Origin of the sequence: Pseudomonas vlassakiae (genome assembly GCF_014269035.2) — a bacterium.
GTDB classification, from domain to species: Bacteria; Pseudomonadota; Gammaproteobacteria; order Pseudomonadales; family Pseudomonadaceae; genus Aquipseudomonas; species Aquipseudomonas vlassakiae.
Genome location: NZ_JABWRP020000014.1, coordinates 135,968 through 151,092, shown reverse-complemented (window position 1 = coordinate 151,092; position 15,125 = coordinate 135,968). Strand labels below are relative to the sequence as shown.

General features: G+C 63.1%; 14 protein-coding genes. 12 read left to right on the top strand and 2 right to left on the bottom strand.

Features of this window, described 5'->3' with window-relative positions:
- The first annotated feature begins 35 nt into the window (after positions 1–35).
- From HU738_RS18490 to HU738_RS18440, 11 genes are all read left to right on the top strand, one after another.
- On the top strand, positions 36–1,499 hold the full coding sequence (locus tag HU738_RS18490; RefSeq protein ID WP_186603009.1) for an FAD-dependent oxidoreductase: 1,464 nt from the start codon (positions 36–38) through the stop codon (positions 1,497–1,499).
- A gap of 121 nt (positions 1,500–1,620) precedes the next feature.
- Positions 1,621–2,238 carry an acyltransferase gene (locus HU738_RS18485; RefSeq protein WP_176509584.1) on the top strand — a complete coding sequence of 206 codons (618 nt, stop codon included), beginning with the start codon at positions 1,621–1,623 and terminating at the stop codon, positions 2,236–2,238.
- Positions 2,231–3,187: a glycosyltransferase family 2 protein gene (locus tag HU738_RS18480; RefSeq protein ID WP_186603010.1), complete on the top strand. Its 957-nt coding sequence runs from the start codon at positions 2,231–2,233 to the stop codon at positions 3,185–3,187. Before HU738_RS18485 ends, HU738_RS18480 begins: the two co-directional genes overlap by 8 nt.
- A gap of 8 nt (positions 3,188–3,195) precedes the next feature.
- Positions 3,196–3,720 carry a serine O-acetyltransferase gene (locus HU738_RS18475; protein WP_186603011.1) on the top strand — a complete coding sequence of 175 codons (525 nt, stop codon included), beginning with the start codon at positions 3,196–3,198 and terminating at the stop codon, positions 3,718–3,720.
- A gap of 28 nt (positions 3,721–3,748) precedes the next feature.
- Positions 3,749–4,726 carry a glycosyltransferase family 2 protein gene (locus HU738_RS18470; protein WP_186603012.1) on the top strand — a complete coding sequence of 326 codons (978 nt, stop codon included), beginning with the start codon at positions 3,749–3,751 and terminating at the stop codon, positions 4,724–4,726.
- 7 nt (positions 4,727–4,733) lie between these two features.
- The gene (locus tag HU738_RS18465) at positions 4,734–5,681 is read left to right on the top strand and encodes a VirK/YbjX family protein (RefSeq protein ID WP_186603013.1); all 948 of its coding nucleotides are present in this window, start codon (positions 4,734–4,736) and stop codon (positions 5,679–5,681) included.
- 22 nt (positions 5,682–5,703) lie between these two features.
- Positions 5,704–6,909, top strand: coding sequence for a glycosyltransferase (locus HU738_RS18460; protein ID WP_186603014.1), 1,206 nt, complete (start codon positions 5,704–5,706; stop codon positions 6,907–6,909).
- Positions 6,903–8,090, top strand: a complete 1,188-nt coding sequence (locus HU738_RS18455) for a glycosyltransferase family 2 protein (RefSeq protein ID WP_186603015.1) — start codon at positions 6,903–6,905, stop codon at positions 8,088–8,090. The genes HU738_RS18460 and HU738_RS18455 overlap by 7 nt, the downstream gene beginning before the upstream one ends.
- A complete protein-coding gene (locus tag HU738_RS18450; RefSeq protein WP_186603016.1) occupies positions 8,090–8,851 on the top strand; it encodes a WecB/TagA/CpsF family glycosyltransferase in 762 nt (253 codons plus the stop codon). The genes HU738_RS18455 and HU738_RS18450 overlap by 1 nt, the downstream gene beginning before the upstream one ends.
- A 185-nt stretch (positions 8,852–9,036) precedes the next feature.
- Positions 9,037–10,458, top strand: a complete 1,422-nt coding sequence (locus HU738_RS18445; protein ID WP_054885418.1) for an undecaprenyl-phosphate glucose phosphotransferase — start codon at positions 9,037–9,039, stop codon at positions 10,456–10,458.
- Positions 10,459–10,496: 38 nt separating this feature from the next.
- On the top strand, positions 10,497–12,149 hold the full coding sequence (locus tag HU738_RS18440; protein WP_189660615.1) for a phosphoethanolamine transferase: 1,653 nt from the start codon (positions 10,497–10,499) through the stop codon (positions 12,147–12,149).
- Here HU738_RS18440 and HU738_RS18435 read toward each other — a convergent pair whose 3' ends face one another.
- Positions 12,150–13,094, bottom strand: a complete 945-nt coding sequence (locus HU738_RS18435) for a LysR substrate-binding domain-containing protein (RefSeq protein WP_176509576.1) — start codon at positions 13,092–13,094, stop codon at positions 12,150–12,152. It lies immediately after the preceding gene.
- Positions 13,095–13,240: 146 nt separating this feature from the next.
- Between HU738_RS18435 and HU738_RS18430 the strand changes: the two genes are divergently transcribed.
- Positions 13,241–14,617 carry an L-serine ammonia-lyase gene (locus tag HU738_RS18430; RefSeq protein ID WP_186603017.1) on the top strand — a complete coding sequence of 459 codons (1,377 nt, stop codon included), beginning with the start codon at positions 13,241–13,243 and terminating at the stop codon, positions 14,615–14,617.
- Between the two features lie 48 nt (positions 14,618–14,665).
- Here HU738_RS18430 and HU738_RS18425 read toward each other — a convergent pair whose 3' ends face one another.
- Positions 14,666–15,121 carry a DUF1842 domain-containing protein gene (locus tag HU738_RS18425; protein ID WP_186603018.1) on the bottom strand — a complete coding sequence of 152 codons (456 nt, stop codon included), beginning with the start codon at positions 15,119–15,121 and terminating at the stop codon, positions 14,666–14,668.
- Positions 15,122–15,125 lie beyond the last annotated feature (4 nt).

Genomic DNA, 15,125 nt, shown 5'->3' with positions numbered 1-15,125 from the left:
GTATTGCCGGTCGGATACTTCCAGGACGGACGCTCATGATCAAGGATTACGACGCCGACAAAAGCCTGCGAAAGGCCTACGATTTCTGCATCCTGGGCGCAGGCCCGGCGGGGATCACCCTGGCGTTGCGCCTGGCCACGGCCGGCTGGAGCGTAGCGTTGCTCGAAGGTGGCGGGCGCGAATACACGCCGCGCTCGCAGGCGCTGTACAAGTGCACCTCCACTGGCCTCGAGCTGTACCCCGGGGAAGCCCGCCTGCGTTACCTGGGCGGCACCTCCAATCACTGGATGGGCCGCTGCCGGCCTTTCACTGCTTCTGATTTTGCCGTGCCCCCACCCGTCGACATGCCGGGTTGGCCAATTCCCTATGCAGAAGTCGAACGCTATTTGCCAGGCGCCATGGAAATCGTCGATCTGCCCCAGGGCGCGGAATTTCGCGCGGTGAATGCGGGCCTCAACGGTGGCGATTTCGATGCCGACCGCTTTCTGCTCAGCCCGCCAACGCGCTTTGCGCAGAAGTACGCCACGGCGCTCAACGAAACGCCTGGGCTGGATGTATTCATCAACTGCAACTGTGTCGACCTGCTGTTCGATCAGGCCGCTGGGCAGCTCAAGGCCGTGCAGGTTTCCGACTACGACGGCAAGCGCCAGCCTGTCACCGCGCGCAATTACATCCTCGCCATGGGGGCCATTGAAAACGCCAGGCAACTGCTCAACAGCCAGTCGCTGGTGCAGGCCGGCGTGGTGCACAAGGACGGGCTGGTCGGGCGGTGCTTCATGGAGCACCTGAATATCGACATGGGTACCTTCGTCCTGCGCAGCGGCGAAGATACGGAGCCCCGCCAGTATTTCACCACCGATGCCTTCGTCGCCGAGTATCACGCCGGTAAAGGCAATGTCCTGGCGTCTGTGCTGGCCGATGTGCGCACCTACGGGCGTACGGCTGAGGTGAAGTACTTCCTGGAAAACCTGGCCTGCGAAATGGGCGTGGCCAGCAAGATCGAATTCGTGGCCAAGTTCAGCTGCCCCGGCGATGGCGTTATCAGCACCCTGATCGAGCAGTTCCCCAACGTGCAGAGCCGCATATCGCTGCTGGACGAGCAGGACGACCTGGGGGTGGCGAAGGTCAACGTCAACTGGGTACTGAGCGCCAGCGACCGGCACACGATCAAGTGCATCGGCAGTGAACTGGCCAAGCAGTTCGCAGAAATGGGCCTGGGTTTCGTCAAGCTCAACGACTACGTCTACGACACCAGCCTGCCGCTGAGGTTGTCACCGCATGCGCATCACATGGGCACCACGCGGATGGCGGCCAATGCCAAGGACGGGGTAGTCGATACCAATTGCAAGGTGTTTGGCATTGAAAACCTTTACGTCGCTGGCAGCAGCGTGTTTGCCACCGGCGGGGCTTCGAACCCGACCATGCCACTGCTGCAATTCGCCTTGAGGCTGGCCGACCACCTCAACGAGAAGATGCGTGCGGCAAAGGCGGTGGCCTGAGCCTGTTGAACTGAAGTAGCGGTGTGCAAGGGTTGAGTGCGACAGGGTCAACACTCACAAGAACGAGACCGTGTTCGCCTCAGGGACAGTCCAGGGTCGCTTGATTTGCGAGGCTTGCCATATGTTTGGATGGATACGCAGTGCAGTGGCGCGTTATGCCAACACCACCGGGCGGGGCGTGACGGCCTACCTGAAACTCTGTAAACCCACTCCGCGGCAGTGGGGCGAGTTTCAGCATCGATGGGGCAAGTTCTATTCGGTGGGCAGCAACTTTCACATGAATGTGGGTTGCAACGTCACCGACCCGGCCCTGGTACGCATCGGCAATAACGTCGGCTTGTCCGACTGCACGTTGATCGGCCATGACGGCGTGGTGGCGCTGATCGAACTCTGTTATGGCAGAAAGCTCGACTCGGTCGGTGTCATCGACGTCAAGGACAACAGTTTCGTGGGCCACGGCGCAATCGTCATGCCGCGAGTGACCATCGGGCCAGATGCGGTGGTGGCTGCCGGTGCGGTGGTGACCAAAGACGTAGCGCCCGGGACGGTGGTCGGCGGCAACCCGGCCAAGTTCATCTGCACTACCGAAGACCTGATCAAACGGGTCGAAGCGCGCTGCAACGCCTACCCCTGGATAGACCTGATCAAGCAACGCAAAGGCTCCTTCGACCCGTCGCTGGAGTCAACCCTGGCGATGCACAGGCGTCGCTATTTCTTCGGGGACGGCAGCAATGGATAAGAAGCCTGTCGACGTGATGGTGGTCAACTTCAACACCGCAGGGTTGCTGCAACCGATGTTCGATGCACTGCGCGCCGCAGGGGGTGAGGCATTGGCCAGCTACCTGGTGGTGGACAATGCCTCGGTGGACGATTCTGTGGAGCGTCTGGGCAAGGTCTGCCCGCAAGCCCTGTTGTTGAGCAACAAGCTCAATGTCGGGTTCGGCCGCGCCAACAACCAGTTGCTGGCGCACTTGCAGGGCAAGTACGCGCTGCTGCTCAACACCGACGCCTTTGTGGCCGCCGACAGCCTGCAGAAAACCATCGACTACATGGACGCACACCCGGAGTGCGGCATTCTGGGGGTGCGGCTGGTGGGCCGGGAGGGTGACCTGCAGCCGAGCTGTCGCTATTTCCCGACCCCTTTGAACGTGTTCGTCGGGCGCACCGGGCTCCAGCGTTTTTTCCCGGGGCTGAAAATGGTCGATGAAATGGACTGGGACCACGCCTCGGTGCGTGAGTGTGACTGGCTGCCCGGCTGCTTCTACCTGGTGCGCCGCGAAGTGCTGGATCAGGTAGGCCTGTTCGACCCGCGCTACTTCCTTTATTACGAGGAGGTGGACCATTGCAAGCGGGTGAAGGCGGCCGGCTGGAAAGTGGTGTATTTCCCCGATACCACCGTGGTGCACATCGGCGGAGAAAGCTCCAAGTCGGTGGCTGAACTGGAAGCGGCGAGCCGGCAGATTTCCGGCTACCAGATCGAAAGCGAACTGTTGTATTTCCGCAAGCATCACGGTGCAGCGGGGCTGGCCTTGCACATGCTGCTGGTGAGCCTGGGCGACCTGGTGCTGGCGCTCAAGGCATTGCTCAAGGGCCGCGGCCTGGCCGCGATCAAGGCGTGCTGGCGGCATACCCGCGCCACCTGGTCACTGTTGTTCAAGACCCAGTTTGCCAGCCAGCCCACACGGTAGGTGAAACCATGTTCGATAACATCCGTGCAGACTTGCGCGCTCATGGTGGTGACTGGGGCGCCCAGGGGTTCTGGGTACTGCTGGTCTACCGCTTTGGCCGCTGGCGTTATGGTGTGCGCCCGGCCTTGCTGCGCAAGCTGTGCTCCTTGCTCTACAAGGTGCTGTTCAAGTTCGTGCAGATCATCACAGGGGTCGAGCTGCCCTGCGAGGTGGTGATTGGCCGCAACTTCGTCATCGACCACTTCGGCGGCATCGTCATCAGCGGCTATGCGCGTTTTGGCGACGATTGCCGGATCCGCAATGGCGTGGTGGTAGGCCTGAAAAATGTCGACGAACCCATTGCCCCGGTATTCGGAAACAACGTGGACATCGGCGCTGGCGCCAAGGTGCTGGGCAATATACGCATCGGTAACAACGTGGCGATAGGCTCGAACGCGGTGGTGCTGACCGATGTGCCGGACAACTGCCTGGCAGTAGGGGTACCTGCGACCATCAAGGCACGCAAGCACAGTGGTGCGATGCAGTACACCTGACCTGGCCCGCAGCTGACGAGTGACGCCCATGAAGACAGGCATTGGAGTGGTGGTGATCGGCCGCAATGAAGGCCAGCGCCTGGAGCGCTGCCTGTTGTCGCTGATGGGGCGTGCGGATCAGCTGGTGTATGTGGATTCCGGCTCCTCCGATGGCTCGGTACAGCTGGCGAAGCGGCTGGGCGTTGAAGTGGTGGCGCTGGACATGACGCAACCCTTTACCGCCGCACGCGCACGCAATGAAGGCTTTGCCTGCCTGCAAGGCATCGTGCCCGGCATCCGCCATGTGCAGTTCGTCGACGGTGACTGTGAAGTGGATGCCGGCTGGCTGGGCAAGGCCCAGGCGTTTCTCGACCAGCACCCTGACGTGGCAGTGGTGTGTGGCCGCCGTCGCGAACGCTTCCCCCAGCGTTCGGTGTACAACCTGCTCTGCGACCTCGAATGGGATACCCCCGTGGGGGAAGCCAAGGCCTGTGGGGGCGATGCCCTGATGCGCGTCGACGCCTTCATGGCGGTGTCCGGTTTTCGCCCCGAACTGATTGCCGGTGAAGAGCCGGAGCTGTGCGTGCGCCTGCGTGCCGGGGGCTGGAAGATCTGGCGCCTGGCCGATGAAATGACCCTGCACGATGCCGCCATGACCCGATTCGGGCAATGGTGGCGGCGAAGCCTGCGTGCCGGTTATGCCTATGCCGAAGGCGCCTACCTGCATGGGCAGACGCCGGAGCGCCATTGGCTGCGCGAGTCACGGCGCGCCTGGTTGTGGGGCCTGAACCTGCCACTGGCGATCCTGGCGGTGAGCCTGTTGTCGGGCGGCTGGGGGCTGTGGTTGTTGCTGGTCTATCCGTTGCAGGTCGTGCGCCTGGCCCGCCGGGGTGGGCGCTCGACGCGGGAGAACTGGTGGCAGGCGGTGTTCCTGGTAGTGGGCAAGTTTCCGGAAATGCTCGGCCAGGCGAAGTTCCTGCTGAACAGGTATGCGGCCGGCAAGGCGCTGCTGATCGAGTACAAATGACATGACGATGACGTTCAGATCGCTGGCCAGGAGCGTGCTCACCTTGCAGCCCGGCTTTTCGCTGCGCGCGCTCAACAACAAGTTCAAGCTGACAGTAGCGATGGCCCGGGAGTGGTCCGGCCTGCAGGCGTTCGTGCAGCGCATGTCGCAGGCGCTGGGCCAGGAGCGCTTCGAGCGGTTGGGCGTCGACTGCATTGGCGTGGTTCAGTGGCCATATATCAGCAAGTGCTGGAGCGCCCCACAGCGGCTCGAAGCGGTGGCGTCGCACTACGAAGTGGTCGCCGCGCACTGTGCCCCGTTGCTGTTGTTGCGACGTGACGAGCATCGGCGGCTGTGCGACCTGTCGGCATACGCCAGCGGCTGCAGCCTGGTGCTCGACCGGCCGATCTGGTTTCAGCGCGAAGGCGAGCTGGTGGTCAACCTGTTCCAGGGCGATCTGCGGGTGGCTTCGCTGGCCTTTACCCTGTGCCGGGAAGCGGCGGGCCTGTGCCTGTACATCGGCGCCGTGCAGGGCATCCACAAGGGCGTGGACAGCGATACCTCGCTGACCATCTACCGGGAGCTGACCAAGGATTTCGAAGGCTTGCGCCCCAGGAGCCTGCTGATCGAGGCGATCAAATGCGTGGCGAGGACGGTGGGGGCCGAGCGTATCTACGCGGTGGGGGACGAATACCGCCACCATCGCCACCCCTATTTTGGCGCCGACAAGCACCAGGACCTGGCGGCCAACTACGATGTCATCTGGCAGGAAAATGGCGCCGTGCCATCGGACCGCGAAGACTTCTTCAGCATTCCCTTGGCCCCCGCACAACGTGCGGCAGAGGACGTTGCAGCGAAGAAACGCGCCATGTACCGCAGGCGCCATGCGTTGCTGGATGACGTGTTTGGCCAGATCCAGACCGCCTTGGCCGGCAGCCCGGTGCAGCAGGCCATGGCAGACCTGGTCATCCCGTAAACGGACACAGATTCGGGGCTCTATGCGTATCGCTTATTTCATCAATCAGTATCCCAAGGTCAGCCACAGTTTCATCCGCCGCGAAATACAGGCGCTGGAGCGCCAGGGCATCGAGGTTCAGCGCATCGCCCTGCGAGGCTGGGATGCCGAACTGCACGACCCGGAAGACCTGGCAGAACGGGGCAAGACCCGCTATGTGCTGGAGCAAGGGTTGTACGGCTTGCTGAGGCCGCTGTTCGACGTCGTGCGGGCACGACCCAAGCGTTTTCTCGGCGCACTGCGCCTGGCGCTTCGCCTGGGCTGGCGCGCAGATCGCCCATGGCCCTACCACGTGGTCTACCTGGCCGAAGCATGCCGTTTGCTGCAATGGCTGCAGGCATCCGCCACGGAACATGTGCATGCGCATTTCGGCACCAACTCGACCGAGGTGGTGATGCTGGCCAATGCCCTCGGCGGGCCGGCCTACAGCTTCACCGTGCATGGGCCGGAAGAGTTCGACAAGGCGCAGATCCTGCACCTGGGCGAGAAGGTGCGCCGGGCCGCTTTCGTGGCTGCCGTCAGTTCCTTCGGTCGCAGTCAGTTGTATCGCTGGGTGGCCCATGAGCATTGGGACAAGGTCAAGGTGGTGCATTGTGGCCTGGAGCGCAGCTTCCACCAGGGAGTTGCACTGGCGCCGCCCGCCGCGCCCCGGCTGGTTTGCGTGGGGCGGCTGTGCGAGCAGAAAGGCCAGTTGCTGCTGGTCGAGGCGGCCCGCGCTCTGGCGAGCCGGGGTGTGGACTTCAAGCTGGTGCTGGCGGGCGATGGTGAGATGCGCGGCCCGATCGAGGCGCTGATCGCCCGGTACGGCTTGCAGGCGCAGGTGCGTATCACGGGCTGGATCAGCAGCGCGCAGGTGCGCGATGAAATCCTCGCCGCGCGTGCCCTGGTGCTACCCAGCTTTGCCGAGGGCTTGCCGGTGGTCATCATGGAGGCCATGGCGTTGCGTCGGCCGGTCCTTACCACTTACGTGGCAGGCATTCCCGAACTGGTCTGCCAGGGTGACAACGGCTGGTTGTTCGCGGCAGGTTCCGTCGAGGCGTTGACCGAGGCCATGCTCGACTGCCTGCAGCAACCGGTGGAGGTGCTGCAACGCATGGGCGAGGCTGCTTGCCAGCGCGTGCTCGTGCGCCACGACATCGACACCGAAGCAGCCCGGTTGGTCAGCCATTTCAGGGGGGCGGCATGCTGAACCTGTTGAGCGCGTTGCTGGTCCTGGCGGCGCTGCTGGTCCTGATGCCGACCTTGGTGCTGTTTGCCCAGGTGGTGCTCGCCTGTTTGCCTGCGCCTGCGCGGGTAGCCCGGCAAGCTGCGCGAGCGCGGGTGGCGGTGCTGGTGCCGGCGCACAACGAAGCAAGGCTGATCGCGTCGACGCTGGCCAGCATCAGGCCGCAATTGTGCGAGGGCGACCAGTTGCTGGTAGTTGCCGACAACTGCACGGACCAGACTGCGAACCTGGCCCGCGCGGCGGGCGCGCAAGTGGTCGAGCGCCAGGATCTCCAGCGGCGTGGCAAGGGCTACGCGCTGGACTTCGGGGTGCAGCACCTGCGCCAGTCGCCCCCTGAGGTGCTGATCATCATCGACGCCGACTGCCAGCTCGGCGCGGGTGCGCTCGAGCAGCTGGCGCACTGTTGCGTCGACAACGCCCGGCCTGCGCAAGCGCTGTATCTGATGCATGCGCCTGGCGGTGCAGGGTTGAAGGTGCAGGTGGCTGCCTTTGCCTGGCGCGTGAAGAACCTGGTCCGCCCACTGGGCTGGGCCCGGCTGGGGATGCCTTGCCAGCTGATGGGGGCGGGCATGGCATTTGCCTGGCAAGACCTGTCGGCCCTCAACCTGGCGACCGGGCACCTGGTCGAAGACCTGAAGCTGGGCCTGGAGTGTGCCGCGCTGGGAAAACCGCCATTGTTTTGCCCGGCCGCTGTCGTCAACAGTCACTTCCCCACCAGCCAGGAAGGCCTGAACATCCAGCGCAAGCGTTGGGAGCATGGGCACCTGGGGGTGGTGCTGGCTGAGGGGCCCAGGCTTTTAGGTCACGCACTGGTGCGACGTAACTGGCCGCTGCTGGGCATGGCCATGGACCTTTTGGTGCCGCCGCTGGCCTTGTTGTCCTTGCTGCTGATGGTGCTGTTCGCGGTCACCTGGCTGGCCTTCGGCATGTTCGGCGTGCTGCTGCCAGCGCTACTTGCCACGCTGGCGTTGGGCCTGCTCGGTGCCGCTGTATTGTTGGCGTGGGGGCGCTTCGCACGGGAGCTGATCCCGTTTTCGGTACTGCTGTACGCGCCGTTCTATGCGGCGAGGAAAATCCCCCTGTACCTGGGGTTCCTACTCAAGCGCCAGGTCGACTGGGTGCGATCGAAGCGGGATGACAGCTGATGCGGGATTGGACAGGGTTGCAACGCTGGGACACGGTCATCGGCAAGCTGCGGTTGGTCCAGGATGCAACGGATGAGCAATGCCTGCTCGCGACGTTAGGTTCACCACAGCGGGCAACCATACTGGCTTTCGTCAACGCCCATGCCATGAACCTGGTTGCCGGCAAGGCTGATTACTGCCAGGCACTCTCGGCCGCTGACGTGCTGCTGCGTGACGGTGCCGGCATGGCGATATTGCTGCGGCGCCTGGGACTGGCTCCTGGGCTCAACATGAACGGCACGGACTTCATTCCCAAGCTGCTGGCGGCCTTCAATGGCAGGCGCGTGGCATTCTGGGGAACCCGCGAACCGTTCCTGTCCGAGGCCGTGCAACGCTGCGAAGCGCGCTATGGCGTGCACGTGGTGTCACGGCATGAGGGTTTCGCCGAACTCGACACTTACCTCGCCCTTGCCCAGGCACAACAGCCTGCGCTGATCGTGCTGGGCATGGGAATGCCCAAGCAGGAACAGCTCGCCGCTCGCCTGGCGGCACTGGACGGCCCCTGCCTGATCGTCTGCGGCGGTGCGATTGTCGACTTCCTGGGTGGCAAGGTGGCGCGAGCGCCTTCCTGGGTGCGCCGCCTGAACGGTGAGTGGGTGTTCAGGTTGCTCAAAGAGCCCAAGCGCCTGTTTACCCGTTATGTGCTGGGTAATCCGTTGTTCCTGGTGCGTGCGCTGCTTTATGCCAGAGCGCCTGCGCAGCGAGCACGACGGCGAAGCTGAATGCTGCCTGTCGGGGCGGTCGATGAGCCCCCGCAGCAAACGCCGGGTACTGCTACAGTGATATCAATCGAGGCGGGGCGCCGTGCTGCGAATTTTCAAAGGTTTTTCAGCTACCTGAGGTGAGTTTCCATCGCTTCGTTGTGATGGTCAGGCTTTTGCCACACACAGTTCAGTGAGGCCTTACGATGGTGTTCGAACCCAGAAGCAGTCGGTCGTTGCTCCAGCGAAGAAGTAGCGTCAGCAACGCCGTGCAAGCCGGCCTTGATGGGATTGCCGTCACCAGTGTGGCGTGGTACCTGATCTACGACCAGTTTGGCTACATCACCTCGGACTACGTGATCATGCTGCTGCTGCTGATCGGCGCGCTGGCGGTCATTTATGACCACTACGCCATCTACCGCAGCAATGTGGGGCTATCGGTAAAGGCCTTCCGGCTGTTCAAGGCCTGGTCGGCGACGTTCTGTTTCCTGGTGGTGATCGCCTTCCTGACCAAACAGAGCGAAACCTATTCACGGTTGCTGGTCGTTCAACTGTTTGTCATCGGCTACATCGTCCAGCTGTTCCTGCACGTGGCCATGCGCGAGTTGCAAAAGCGCTTCACCGCCCATGCGCGGCTGGACAATGCCTTGATCATCGGCAATGGCGACCTGGCCAACTTCCTGTATCAGAAGATCAGCAACAACCCATGGTTCGGCGAGCGGGTGATGGGGTGCATCTGGGTCGATCAGGAAGAAGATCAGGCCCGCGAGGGCCAGGATGCAAAGCTGCGCCTGCCCGTGCTGGGCAGCATCGCCGATCTCGACGAGATCATCGCCCAGCATGGCATCCGCACGGTTTACCTGGTCACGCCCCTTGGCGGGTCGGCAGTGATTCAGGATGTGTACCTCAAGCTGCTCGACAAGTGCATTGCGGTCAACTGGGTTCCGGACATCTTCTCGCTGCGCCTGATCAACCACAGCGTGCGCGAAATTGCCGGGATCCCGGTGCTGACCCTGTCGGAAACGCCGCTGACCGGGACCAGCCTGTTCCTGAAGAACCTGGAAGACCGCGTGCTGGCCGCGCTCATCCTGCTGTGCGCCTCGCCGGTGTTGCTGGCGGTCGCGTTGATCATCAAGTTCGACAGCCCGGGGCCGGTGTTTTTCCGCCAGGACCGTACCGGCTGGACGGGGGAATCGTTCCGTATCTGGAAATTCCGCAGCATGCATGTGCATCAGCCGGAAAACGGCGTGGTCGAGCAGGCGCAGCGCAATGACCCGCGCCTGACCCGGGTTGGGGCGTTCATTCGGCGCACCAGCCTCGATGAGCTGCCGCAGCTGTTCAATGTGCTGACCGGCGACATGTCGCTGGTCGGCCCGCGCCCCCATGCCTTGCAGCACGACACGTTGTACTCGCAGGACATCGTCGATTACTTCGCCCGCCACAACATCAAGCCCGGCATGACGGGCCTGGCGCAGGTACGCGGGTACCGGGGGGAGACCAAGGATATCGAGCAGATGATCCAGCGGGTCAATTCGGACATCGAGTACATCAACAACTGGTCGTTGTGGCTCGACTTCGTGATCCTGGTACGAACCCTCAATGCCTTCACTGGCAAGCAGGCTTATTGACGCCGCAGTCCGGCAGGGCGGGGAGGGGCATCATCATCTTGTCCGCGGGAGGCGCCGCTATCGCCAGGCTGTTGAAAGCCGAGTGGCCCTCGCTGCTGCTCTGGGCCTTTCTATTTTCGCCGCAGTTCGCCAGGCTGTTGGCCGATTGCCAATGCGCGAAAATCGACCTGCTGGTCCTGTACACCTTTGCCATTTCGTTGTTGTGGCTACTGGCAATCCGCTTCATATCGGCCAACCCGTTCAAGGTGCATCTGCTGCTGTTGCCGTTCTACCTGCTGGCGAGCATCGACCTGTTCGTGGTGCTGAACTTCGGTTCGCGGCTGACGGCGGCCTACCTGTACATTGCCCTGACCAACTACAAGGAAGCGACGGACTTTTTCGCCACCTACTGGCGCTCGATCGCTGCGACCTTGGCGGTGTTCGCAGTGTGCTACGGGGTGGGCTTGGCCGGGCTCCACGGCCGCCGCCAGCACCGCAACAAGGCCATGCTTGCGCTGGCGTTCGGCGGCTTGCTGCTGGGCTATGGGGCGTATTTCTACAAGACCGTCACGCTCAACTCACTGAGCAAGGGCGCAGTGCTCGACCTGTTGGCGAAAGACCAGAGCACGCCCGCAGGTTACCTGTCGCAGCTCGGCCTGACGGCGGCCTTGTATTGGCAGTCCAAGGGGCATATCCAGCAACGCATGGCGGCGCAGGTGAACATCACCCGCATCTCCGACCAGGCCGACCTCGAGACACTGGTGTTCGTCATCGGCGAGTCATCGCGCCCGCACAACTGGTCATTGTACGGTTACCCGAACACCACCACGCCCCACCTCGATCAGCAGCCTGGGCTGTTCAAGTTCAAGCGCATGTGCACCACCGCACCTTACACGTCGGTTGCCGTGCCTTCGCTGCTCAGCCTGCACCCCATCCGCGACTGGGACCTGATTGCATCGAACAAATCGCTGGTGGGGATCCTGCGTGCGGCCGGCTACGACACGTACTGGCTGTCTTCGCAGGAGGTCGACAGCTTTGGCGGGATCATTCCGCAGATCGCCGCAGAAGCTCAGTACCGCCAGTACCTGGAGCGCAGCTACGACGGTGCGCTGGTGCCGGTGTTGCAACAGGTGCTGGGCAAGGCCGATGGGCGCCGCCAGGCGATATTCATCCACATCAAGGGCAGCCACTTCGAATACGCTCGGCGCTACCCACGTGACTTCGCCCGGTTCAAGCCGGCCAGCGGCAGCCAGAAAGACCGGATCACGGCCGATTACGACAACTCGGTCCTGTACACCGACTGGCTGCTGTTCTCGATCATGCAAACGCTGGCGGCCAGGCACAGGAAAGCCCTGCTGGTCTACGCGTCGGACCATGGCGAGAACCTGCTGGATGACAGCCGAAAGCTGTTGGGCCATGGCATCGGTAACCAGTACGACCTGTCGACATCGGCGTTTGTCTGGTCCAGCGGCGACCTTTCGCCAGAGCAGATGGCCAAACTGGAAAAGTTGAAGGCCAGGGAGGACCAGCAGGTCAGCATCGGCTCGCTGCCGCATACGCTGCTGAACATGGCCGGGATATCCATGCCCGGCTATGACAGCACCCAGGACTTGCTCAGCGATGACTACAAGCCCTCGGAGTGCCCACACCTGCTCGCGACCGGCTTTGTGCCATCGTTCGACTTCGACATCCGGCACATAGCCGTCGAGTGATCAGGCCGGTAGCGTCAGCGGGTGCAAGGCGCGAAAGCCTTGCGCTTCTTCCACCAGCCAGTCATGCACCGCACGCGCGCCCGGCTGGTTCAGGCCGCCTGGGGGGTAATGCACCATGTAGCGCTTGTGGTTGGCAATCGGGTGGCCAAACGGCACGATCAAGGCGCCGCGTTCGAGCTCGTCATTGAGCAGCGTGCGCCGGGCAATCGCCACGCCGACGCCGGCGATCGCCGCTTCGATGGTCAGGTGGTTGCGGTTGAAGGTATGTCCCCGGCGCACGTCCAGCCCGCCGGCACCGATGCCTTCCAGGTAGAACTCCCATTCCGCATATTCCGAGCTGCCGCGCCAGGCGGTGATGTCGTGCAGCAGCGGGTAATGCGCCAGGTCGGCCGGGCCATGCAGCGGTGGGCGACCACGCAGCAGCGCAGGTGAACAGACCGGGAAGATCTGTTCATCCAGCAAAGGCGTCGACAGCATGCCTGGGTAGCTGCCGTCGTTGAGGTCGATGGCCAGGTCGAAGTCGCCGGGGTGCAACGCATGGGCGCTGTCTTCGGCGACCAGGCGCAGTTCGATGTCCGGGTAACGCTGCTGGAAGCGCGGCAATCGGGGAGTAAGCCACTTGGCCAGGAACGACGGGATCGAACGCAGGCGCAAGGTGCCGCGGATTTCACCGGCATCCAGGCGCAACAGTTCGGCCTCGATGCTGCCATAGGCCTCGGTGACCGTCTGTGCCAGGCGCTGGCCCTCGGCACTGAGCTCCACGCCGCGTGCCCGGCGCAGGAACAGTTTGTAGCCCAGGCGCTCTTCCAGTTGGCGCATCTGTTGGCTGACAGCACCGGGGGTGATGTGCAGTTCGTCGGCACAGCGGGTGAACGACAGGTGCCGTGCCGCGCAGGAAAAGACATGCAGCCAGACGAACATCTGGCCATTGAGTTGCCGCCTCATCGTTTAGTACCACTAAAGCCTTGCTTAGGAAGTTTCGTTGGTCATCTGCCAGTGACCGCGGCAGTATCGCGCAAATTGGCAATACCGCTCAATTTTCTCAGACAGCCGTGCGGCAGTGTAAAGCTCCGACACGGTCAGGCATTAGCATGGCTATCAGTGTTTTCGACCTTTTCAAGATTGGCATCGGCCCCTCCAGTTCCCACACCGTAGGCCCGATGCGGGCGGCGGCAAGCTTCGCCCAGGCGTTGCGTGAGCAAGGCCTGCTGACGCAGGTGCAGCGCATCGAAGTGCGCCTGTACGGCTCCCTTTCCGCCACCGGGGTCGGCCATGCAACCGATCGCGCCTGCCTGCTCGGCCTGATGGGGCAGTGGCCGGATCGTATCGACCCGGCCACCATCGAGCCGCGCATCCATCAGTTGCTGCAGGAGCAGTGCCTGATGCTCGATGGCAGCCACCCGCTGACGTTCCAGTATGCCCGCGACATGCTGCTGCTGGACGAAAGCCTGCCGTATCACCCCAATGCCATGACCCTGCAGGCCATGGACGGGCAGGGCAGCCTGTTCCAGCAGACCTACTATTCCATCGGCGGTGGCTTCATCGTCGAGCAGGGCGAACTCGACGCACCGCAGGCTGAGGCCAATGCCGTTCACCTGCCGTACGAGTTTTCCAGCGGTGCCGAATTGCTGGCCCTGTGCAAGGCCAACCAGCTGAGCGTGGCCCAGCTGATGCTCGCCAACGAGTGTGCCTGGCGCCCGGAAACCGAGGTGCGCGAAGGCCTGCTGCGGATCTGGGCGGCAATGCGCGAGTGCGTCGACAACGGCCTGCGCAACGAAGGCATCCTGCCCGGTGGCCTCAACGTCAAGCGCCGTGCCGCGCGCCTGCACCGAAGCTTGCAGGAAGCTGGCCAGCCCAATGTGATCGGTTCGACCTTGAGCGCCATGGAGTGGGTCAACCTGTTTGCCTTGGCGGTCAACGAAGAGAATGCCGCCGGTGGACGCATGGTCACCGCGCCCACCAATGGCGCCGCCGGCATTATCCCGGCGGTGTTGCACTACTACATGAAGTTCAACCCGAGCGCCTGTGACGATGATGTGGTGGCGTTTCTGCTGGCGGCTGCCGCGGTCGGCATCCTGTGCAAGAAGAATGCATCGATCTCCGGGGCTGAAGTCGGCTGCCAGGGGGAAGTCGGTTCGGCCTGTTCGATGGCCGCTGCCGGTCTGGCCGAAGTGCTGGGGGCCACACCGCCGCAACTGGAAAACGCCGCCGAGATTGCCCTGGAGCATAACCTCGGGCTGACCTGCGACCCGGTCGGCGGGCTGGTCCAGGTGCCGTGCATCGAACGCAATGCGATTGCTGCGGTGAAGGCGATCAATGCCGTTCAGATGGCTTTGCGGGGTGACGGCGAGCATTTCATCTCGCTCGACCGGGTGATCCGTACCCTGCGCGATACCGGTGCCGACATGCACGCCAACTACAAGGAAACTTCGCGGGGCGGCCTGGCGGTCGCGTTCGTCGAGTGTTGATCGGCGTTTCGCCGGCAGGTGGCCCTGCCGGCGAACGCTGTGTGCGGGTTAAACGTTTTCGAGCTGGCTGACAGCCGCTTTCAGCCGCTGCGCCAGTTGCGGCCGGCCCTGGTGGGTCACATCCGGAGCCTTGCGCACTCGCCCGTGCTGGTCGACCCAATGGCCGTTGCTGAAGTACCGGTAACTGGCCGAGCCGTTGCTCCAGCCGGTATCCAGCAGGCCGTGCAGGTGGAAAGTCTGCGCGATCTGGCTGAGTGGGCCGCTGGGGCTGCCGTCCAGGCTGAGGACGATCGACGGTGCGCCAGCCGGCGCGAACTGCAGTTCGCTGTAGTCACCCCACACATTCGCCTGGAATGGCTGCGACGGGTAGGTGGCCTGGCTGGCCCGGGCCTTGCCGAAGATTTTCTTGGTCACGCTGTTGACCAGCAGATCGAGGGTCAGGGTCGGGGCGCCGAGCAACCCGTTGCTGACGTTCAGGCGAACATGGAACAGTCCGATTGCCATGATG